Consider the following 7,717-nt stretch of genomic DNA (forward strand, 5'->3'; position numbering starts at 1 on the left):
TCAGCGGCGAGTTATATCATACCAAAGCATTTGACAAAAGTCAACAATTATTTTGTATTTTTTTCGAAATAATATTCCAGAACATTGCATAGCAAAATCGGTATCTTATATTCTATCGTGCAGACCATTGTTTCCCTTCTATATTACATAGATTTATTGCCTGTATATTTATCTTTGAATCTTCTTAATTACCTATTATATAAATCACCTTCAGCTTACCTGCACCTTTCGTCCGTTTTCTTGAGTGAATCTCTTATAACAACCATCTTGAATTAGACTATCAAAAATTCAAGAGACTGCGCCTGCATTATCCATCTTCATCTTTTCCACAGTCTTAGTATTAAATGAAAGTAAGTTCTTTAAATGTCTGATAACCATCTGACTCATTGACGCAAACTTATAGATATGAGGGGAATCCTATAAGAACCTTCATTGTTTTATATCGGCTTCTTATAATAGAAAGTATTTTCTCCGGCATCATTGTTGTTACATGTATAAAGAGGTCACTGACTTTCTATGAATTTGTACGGGGTAATCATACTCCATGATATTGACTCTTATTAGCTTGATTTCTATAATACTCTGTACCATTTATTATGAGCGTGGAACCCCCTTTGAAATTTAGTGGGATTTTTGCAAGCGCTTTTATTTGATATTTGCCATGAGAAAATGTCTCCTTTTTCTTGACAATTTGTCACTCGAATGGTATCATCTATGTTGTCGTCAGCGGGTATGGCGGAATTGGCAGACGCGCCAGATTTAGGTTCTGGTGGGAGACCGTGCAGGTTCAAGTCCTGTTACCCGCATTGCTCGAAAACCCTAGTAATTACAAGAATGTCTTGTAAACACTAGGGTTTTTTTATATTAGAATTTTAATAAACTGCTGAATTAGGCATACTTATACTCATAAATACAACACGATACCACACGAAATATCACACGAAAATGATATAATTCTATGAATAGGCGGGCCCGGAATAGGATATCCGCTTTTTTGCTCGGTATTCCGAGCAGTGAGCATCAACGGTATTAGTAACACCAACGTTAAAATTTTTAATAATGAAAATGCCCAGACAATTTACGATTTTCTTTATTAAAACTTTAATCCTTATGTTATTGCCTAATAATTCAAGCATCAGCAGGCATAGCTTTCTGTAACAAAGACATCAAGCTTTGCGTCATTAATAGTTGTAGGATTTACATCGACCGCTGATGTGACAGTTACAACTGTAGTGTAAGTACAACAACCACAACCTTTGAGATCGCAATCACAACTATTAAAAGTAAACGTACTGCTGTTTACACCTGGAGTCAATGTATTAAATGTCCAAATAGAACTAACTGCTACTGGACTTAATTGTTCTTTACATTGTCTGAAAATCTGAAAATTTAATTCTGCAAAAGAAATTGGAGAGAGTATATTACTGCTAAATTCCAGATTAACTATAGGATTGCAAAATTGGTCCAAGTCCAATACAAGAGCGGCTAAAATATATGTTGTTCCAGAAGTGGTACCAACTGGTATCGTCAGATTATTTGACGAACTGCATTTTAATAAAAAATTATTATATCTTTTAGAATCTACCTGGCAATCCTCATACACACAGCACTGCCGTTTCACATCCATTTCATTACCTCCGTTTCAATCCACTGCTAATCCCATAAAAAAATTATATATATCTAGTATATTAGCAAAATCTGTTAAGGTGAGTGGTATATGTTGAACTTGTACCTAAAGGCATAAAAGCTGCTCACAGTGCCATTTCTATTTCAATTCACAAATCTATATATTAATAATATTATATAGTTAGGAACATAAACAATATGTGCATGTGTGGAGGTAATTTTAAGATGGATAAGCAATGCGACTGTTGCAAACCTGAAATTGCTAAAAAATCAAATGACGCTTTCTTATGCTATAGTACGACAGACACTCTTACAATTCCAGCAGGAACAAATGTGGGAACTTCTTTTCGTATCACTTTATTGAAAATCAATAATGCTAAAGGACAGCATTCTACCATCCGATTTAACTTTTCAAGTAACCTGGTCACAGAGGCATCAATTGCAACAGTGAATTTTCAGATATTCAAACAATGCCCAGACCAGTTAGCCCCTATCCCTGTAGGCTCAGTCTTGACCTACACAAGATTATTTTTAGGAGGAGATGCTACAACGTTCTCATTTAAGGCATGTGACAAAAACTATGATGAATGCTGTATATATTATGTTGCCGTAACAGTCGTTGGCACTGCTACAACAGGCTTGATTTCTATTAACAATGCCAATCTTAGTGCATTAGCTTCAATAGATGGATGTTCGTCTGATAATCAATACTGTGACAATGATGAATGTCAATCTAATTACTGCTGCAACTGCATCAGACCAACGAACATAGTTTTATCAAAATGCAGCTCTCCTTCAACTGTTTCGGTAGCCGGAGAAACATCGACCGGAGATACCTTTACACTCGCATCCTTACAATTGAATGGGAAAAAGTTTAATCAGCCATGCATTGAACTGGAATTTTCCACTAATACCATCTTTCCGACATCTATTTTAATTGCTTTTATACAGGTATATAAGCAATGTAGTTGTCAGTTGGTCCCAATACCAATTGGTCCAACATGGTTATTAGATCATTCACTACCAGAATCGAATTATAACACTTATAATTTTCATGTTCATGACTGTATAGAAAAAACAGAAGGCTGCTGTACCTATTATGTATTGCTTACTGTTCAGCTTGCAACAGAGGGGCCTGCAACTACGTTCAATAACTCTATACTTCGTGCTACCATTACTGATTGTGCATGCTAGCTAAAATCAGTTTAGTTACTATTCCAAATTAGGGTGTCTCAAAAATTGTCGGGAACGAGGTGTTAGAATATACGCAATAGGGTCGGAAACATGGAATCAATACTGTCTTTTAAATGAGGTGGTATTTCATAAGATGCCAGATGCTCATATTTTTGTAATATGACAGTGCCATTTGCATCAACAGTATAGGTGAGCCTATCACATCCAACAGGATTATGAGCGCCTATTTGAGGAAACACACCAATTCTTACAGTCAGGTAATTTGAACTTGTGATATCAAGAATTTCATTTTCATAATTGTAGACCTCTAACTCAGTATTAAAATACGGTCGATAATATTTGTTAATCGCAGAGGTTATATAAGGATTTAATAAGGATAAAATTAGTACATCTGTTAAATTGTTTCTTGATAGGTTATTCAATTTAAAATGCTCCTCATTATAATTAGAATTAATAGTATATATTACAACTTCCTGTAATGAGCAGGAACACGGGGCGGAGATCTCCATCTCTCTTCTATATTCAATAGTTTCGTCCGACATCTCTAGCACCGGCCCTATTATTTACTTTTATAATGTACCATGGTAGAATAAGCATACGAAGCTTTCTATCATTTATATCAAACGAGGTAAATTGTCATGCGCAGTGAAAAGGAAATGTTTGGATTGATCTTGAGAGTTGCCCAAGCAGATGAACGCATCATAGCAGCATACATGAATGGTTCTCGTGCAAATCCCCTTGTTGAAAAGGATATTTATCAGGATTATGATATTGTCTTTGTGGTTTCTGAGACACAATCATTTTTATCGGATAAAACGTGGATAAAGATCTTTGGAGACGTTGCCGTCATGCAGGAACCGGATTCTAATGACTTTGGCTGGGGCAAAGACTGCGACTTTACCAAATCATACGGCTGGCTCATCTTATATAAAGACGGAAATAGAATTGATCTGCGTATTATGACCAAAGAAAAAGCCATTGAGAATTATCTTACCGACAGCCTTACAGTGCCTTTGCTGGACAAGGATCATATCTTGCCTCAAATACCTCAGGCAAGTGATACCGGCTACTGGATTAAAATTCCCACGAAACAGATGTATGACGGATGCTGCAATGAGTTTTGGTGGTGTTTAAACAACGTTGCAAAAGGGATTAAAAGAGATCAGATTCCTTATGCGATGAGAATGTATACGGGGATCGTACACATTCAGCTTGATATAATGGTGGAATGGTACATCGCCATGAATCATGGATTTTCTGTTTCTACAGGAATGTGGGGGAAATATTATAAAAAATACCTGCCTTCAGAACTGTATGAAAAATATTTGAAGACCTACTCTGACGGCAGTCCTGAAAATCTTTGGAATGCTGTTTTCTCCGCATGTGATCTGTTTCGTTTTCTTGCACTGCAGGTTTCTGGCCATCTGGGCTGCACCTACTGCGTGCAAGACGATAAGAATATGATCAAATATATTACTTCAATAAAAAATGATGGCATTGATCCATTGGAGATCTAATCCAGAATTGTTTTCCAGGCTTGCTCAGAAAAGGCCTGAAAACACATTTTTATCTGTTCTGCATTGCTCTTTTCCGTTGCAAGTGACGGCAATTCTTCCAATGAGAAATAACAGCTGTCCGTGGTTTCATTATTTGCTTTAAATGAACCGCCAATAACGGAACACTGTATAAAAATTTTACAAACCTTGTAAGCATAGATTGGAAGATTATGTTTTTCTCGATCCTGCACGGCAATAACCTTGTCGGCCTCGACATCAAGGCCTGCCTCTTCCCTGACCTCTTTAATTATATTCTCTTTTACTGATAAATTGACATCGACCCAGCCTCCGGGCAATGACCATCTCCCATCGGCTTCTTTAACCAGAAGAATCCTGTTGTTCTTAAAAATAGCGGCCCTGGTATCTATCTTGGGTGTTTGGTATCCTGTTTCGCAGCAAAATAAATCTTTGACCTTTTCGACCGGCATTTCTGATTGTCTGCTGATTATTTCAGCCGAAATCTCCCGGATCCTTTCAAATCGTTCCTGGTCAAAGCAATCCTTCGTATAATATAGTCCTGCCTGTGCGATTGCCTGCAATTCAACCGCCCATTCAAGCCATTTTTTATCCTCCATAATGCATTCCTTCCTTACTCCATACTAAGTATTATATTATCTCACATACCCATAACTATCAAGATTATCTTTGAAGACTTCTGTGGTTACGGACGGCAGACAATTGGAAAAATGCAGCAAACAAAGTCAATTAAGAAAGGAGAGGCAATATGGATACAAGGACGATCATGATATTTCCAGAGTTTCATAACATGGATGCGATTCATTTCTATAGGAATCAATACGACCCATTATCTGCTCTTGTAAAACCGCATATCACTTTAGTTTTTCCCTTTCAAAGCGATATGAGCAATGATAGATTGGACAAGCACATAAGCGATAAGCTTATGAATATCAAGCCTTTTGAAATTACTCTGAATGGAGTTTCAAAGCAGCCTGGTGAATTAGGGAATTATTTGTTTTTAAATATTGTAGAAGGAAAGGAATATATTCATAAAATCCATGAGCAACTATATTCCGATCTATTAAAGGAGTATAAAAAAGGATACCCTTATACTCCTCATTTAACCCTTGGAAATTTAGACTCCATAGAAAAACTGGAACGGGCCTATTTCGATGTTTCTAAATGCAATGAAACATTTAGAACCGTGATAAACACAATTTCAGTTGAAGTGATAGGTGCATTGGGAGAGTCAATTATAATAAGCGAACACCGACTGCAGGAATAAACAGCAAAATAGCTTTCCGGCCGATCCATCTCTCATATTTCTTCATCTTCTGCCATATCATTTAACATGCATATCGGCCCGGCAGTGCTGCCGGGACATCCCAATTTTAGACAGCTACGCTCATTTTGCATATTGCATGATTGCTGCTGTCAGCATCGGCAAGGAGACTTAACTGTGAAGAAAATTTTGGATAACAATTATTTTGATTTAATCATTACAAACCCAATTACTTCAGCCCCCACTGATGATAACATCACCTATCTGAACAACCGGCATTCCTTACTGCATATCCCGGCCGCCGACATAAGTCTTTGTGATATGGTAAAGCATCCACTCCACACCTTTCCCGGAATATATACGCTCACATCTACGGTCAGCCTTGAACAGTCCGGCATAGGAACGGTTCAGCGGAATCCTGCCTTAGCCCTGTTTGGAATGGGTGTAATCATTGTAGTCATTGATACGGGTGTTGATTACCAGCATCCTGCCTTCCGTAACAGTGACGGCTCGACCCGTATTCTCTCCATATGGGACCAGACCCAGCAGGAAGGAACCCCTCCTGAGACCTTTACCTTTGGTACGGAATACAGCCAGGAGACAATCAATGCCGCATTAAATTCTGATGATCCCCTATCTGTTGTTCCATCTACAGACACAAACGGACACGGAACGTCTATTGCAAGCGTGATTGCCGGCACTCCTAACTTATTGGAATCCTTTAGCGGTATAGTCCCTCAATCTGATCTGGTGATCGTAAAGCTTAAGGAAGCAAAAAAAAATCTGAAAAACTTCTTTTTTATTCCTGATAATGATTTATGCTTCCAGGAATCGGATCTTATGCTTGGCTTCCGTTATTCCCTTACCATTTCGGAAAAGTATAGCCGCCCAGTGGTCACCTGCTTCGCCTTAGGAAGCAGCCAGGGAGGTCATGACGGGAGGGGCGCTCTAAGCGGTTACCTAAATGACCTGGCACTTCAGCCCAGTATCGGCATATCCGTCTCTGCCGGTAACGAGGGAAACAGTCAAAGACATTATTTTAATTCTACCCAATCAGAGCCTTATTACAATGATTTTGAATTAAGAATAGGGGAAAATGATAAAATGTTTGCTATGGAAATCTGGTCAAGTTCCCTTGGACGGCTTTCCATTGATATTTCCTCACCAAACAGAGAATCCACCCAGCAGGTATATCCTACGCTCGGCGATTGCAGAATATTTAACTTTGTATTCACCCCTACTACCCTTTATATCAACAATTATCTTTTTGAAGAGGAAACCGGAGACCAGATGATCCTGGTGCGTTTTCAAAACACCACTCCCGGAGTCTGGCGCATTCGGGTCAGGAGCATTGAAGATGAACCTTTGTCCTTTCATGCCTGGCTCCCTTCAAACGGTCTCATATCCAACCAGACCTTTTTTCTTAATTCCTCTCCGGATACCACCATCACTTCACCTGGAAACGGCAGGCGTCAGCTGACTGTGACTGCCTATAATCAGATGAACAACTCAATTCTGGGTGAATCAAGCAGGGGCTATACAAGAACAGGCCTTATTAAACCTGATATTGCCGCTCCTGGTTACCAGCTTACCTGTGCGGTTCCCGGAAATGGATATGGCTCTGTTACAGGAACAGGGGCTGCGGCTGCCCATGTGGCCGGCATCATTGCCATGGTCTTTGAGTGGACCATTGTCAAGGAACATTACATAACTATGAATGGAGTCGATGTCAGCCGGCTGATGATGAGGGGTGCAGTGCGGGCCAGCTCATACACCTATCCAAATAACATATGGGGATACGGCCAGGTGAACGTGAACAATATGTTCATGCAGCTAACCAGTATTTAACCTCATCAAGTAAGGGCGCAGATAATATCCGTTTGACTGGATTGGGAACAATTATTGTTTTAAAACAGAATTTCAGTCATATGTCCAGAACATTATATAAAAGGAGCTTTACAACTGTTATATAATTTTCTGGGAGGTGATTATATGAGACACTGGAATAAAAAACTTGAAAAAAGCTTGGAGGAAGAATTCAACCGGTTAGAGGCTGCCAGCAGGGATGTAATACCCCCTTCTGCTCCTCCCGGAGAATTTG

At 39.0% G+C, this 7,717-nt stretch carries 7 protein-coding genes and 1 tRNA gene; 5 read left to right on the forward strand and 3 right to left on the reverse strand.

The window, feature by feature from the left end:
* Positions 1–726 precede the first annotated feature (726 nt).
* Positions 727–806, forward strand: a tRNA-Leu gene (locus RT269_RS28995).
* A 329-nt stretch (positions 807–1,135) separates the two neighbouring features.
* On the opposite strand, the gene RT269_RS29000 is transcribed toward RT269_RS28995, so the two are convergent.
* Positions 1,136–1,627, reverse strand: coding sequence for a DUF4489 domain-containing protein (locus tag RT269_RS29000; protein ID WP_313187927.1), 492 nt, complete (start codon positions 1,625–1,627; stop codon positions 1,136–1,138).
* A gap of 224 nt (positions 1,628–1,851) precedes the next feature.
* Here RT269_RS29000 and RT269_RS29005 point away from each other — a divergent pair, with 224 nt between their 5' ends.
* Entirely contained in the window at positions 1,852–2,820 is a 969-nt protein-coding gene (locus RT269_RS29005; protein WP_313187929.1) for a DUF4489 domain-containing protein, read from the forward strand.
* 62 nt (positions 2,821–2,882) lie between these two features.
* On the opposite strand, the gene RT269_RS29010 is transcribed toward RT269_RS29005, so the two are convergent.
* Positions 2,883–3,242 (reverse strand): DUF3888 domain-containing protein, encoded by a 360-nt coding sequence (locus tag RT269_RS29010; RefSeq protein WP_313187930.1) that lies wholly within the window; start codon positions 3,240–3,242, stop codon positions 2,883–2,885.
* A gap of 216 nt (positions 3,243–3,458) precedes the next feature.
* Between RT269_RS29010 and RT269_RS29015 the strand changes: the two genes are divergently transcribed.
* On the forward strand, positions 3,459–4,337 hold the full coding sequence (locus RT269_RS29015) for an aminoglycoside 6-adenylyltransferase (protein WP_313187931.1): 879 nt from the start codon (positions 3,459–3,461) through the stop codon (positions 4,335–4,337).
* Here RT269_RS29015 and RT269_RS29020 read toward each other — a convergent pair.
* The gene (locus tag RT269_RS29020) at positions 4,334–4,951 is read right to left on the reverse strand and encodes an NUDIX hydrolase (RefSeq protein ID WP_331664262.1); all 618 of its coding nucleotides are present in this window, start codon (positions 4,949–4,951) and stop codon (positions 4,334–4,336) included. The two genes, RT269_RS29015 and RT269_RS29020, sit on opposite strands and share 4 nt — an antisense overlap.
* A 149-nt stretch (positions 4,952–5,100) precedes the next feature.
* On the opposite strand from RT269_RS29020, the gene RT269_RS29025 reads away from it, so the two are divergent.
* Positions 5,101–5,619: a 2'-5' RNA ligase family protein gene (locus tag RT269_RS29025; RefSeq protein ID WP_313187933.1), complete on the forward strand. Its 519-nt coding sequence runs from the start codon at positions 5,101–5,103 to the stop codon at positions 5,617–5,619.
* Between the two features lie 174 nt (positions 5,620–5,793).
* Positions 5,794–7,464 (forward strand): S8 family peptidase, encoded by a 1,671-nt coding sequence (locus tag RT269_RS29030; protein WP_313187934.1) that lies wholly within the window; start codon positions 5,794–5,796, stop codon positions 7,462–7,464.
* Positions 7,465–7,717 lie beyond the last annotated feature (253 nt).

It is taken from the genome of Lacrimispora sp. (assembly GCF_032078915.1).
GTDB lineage: Bacteria > Bacillota > Clostridia > Lachnospirales > Lachnospiraceae > Lacrimispora.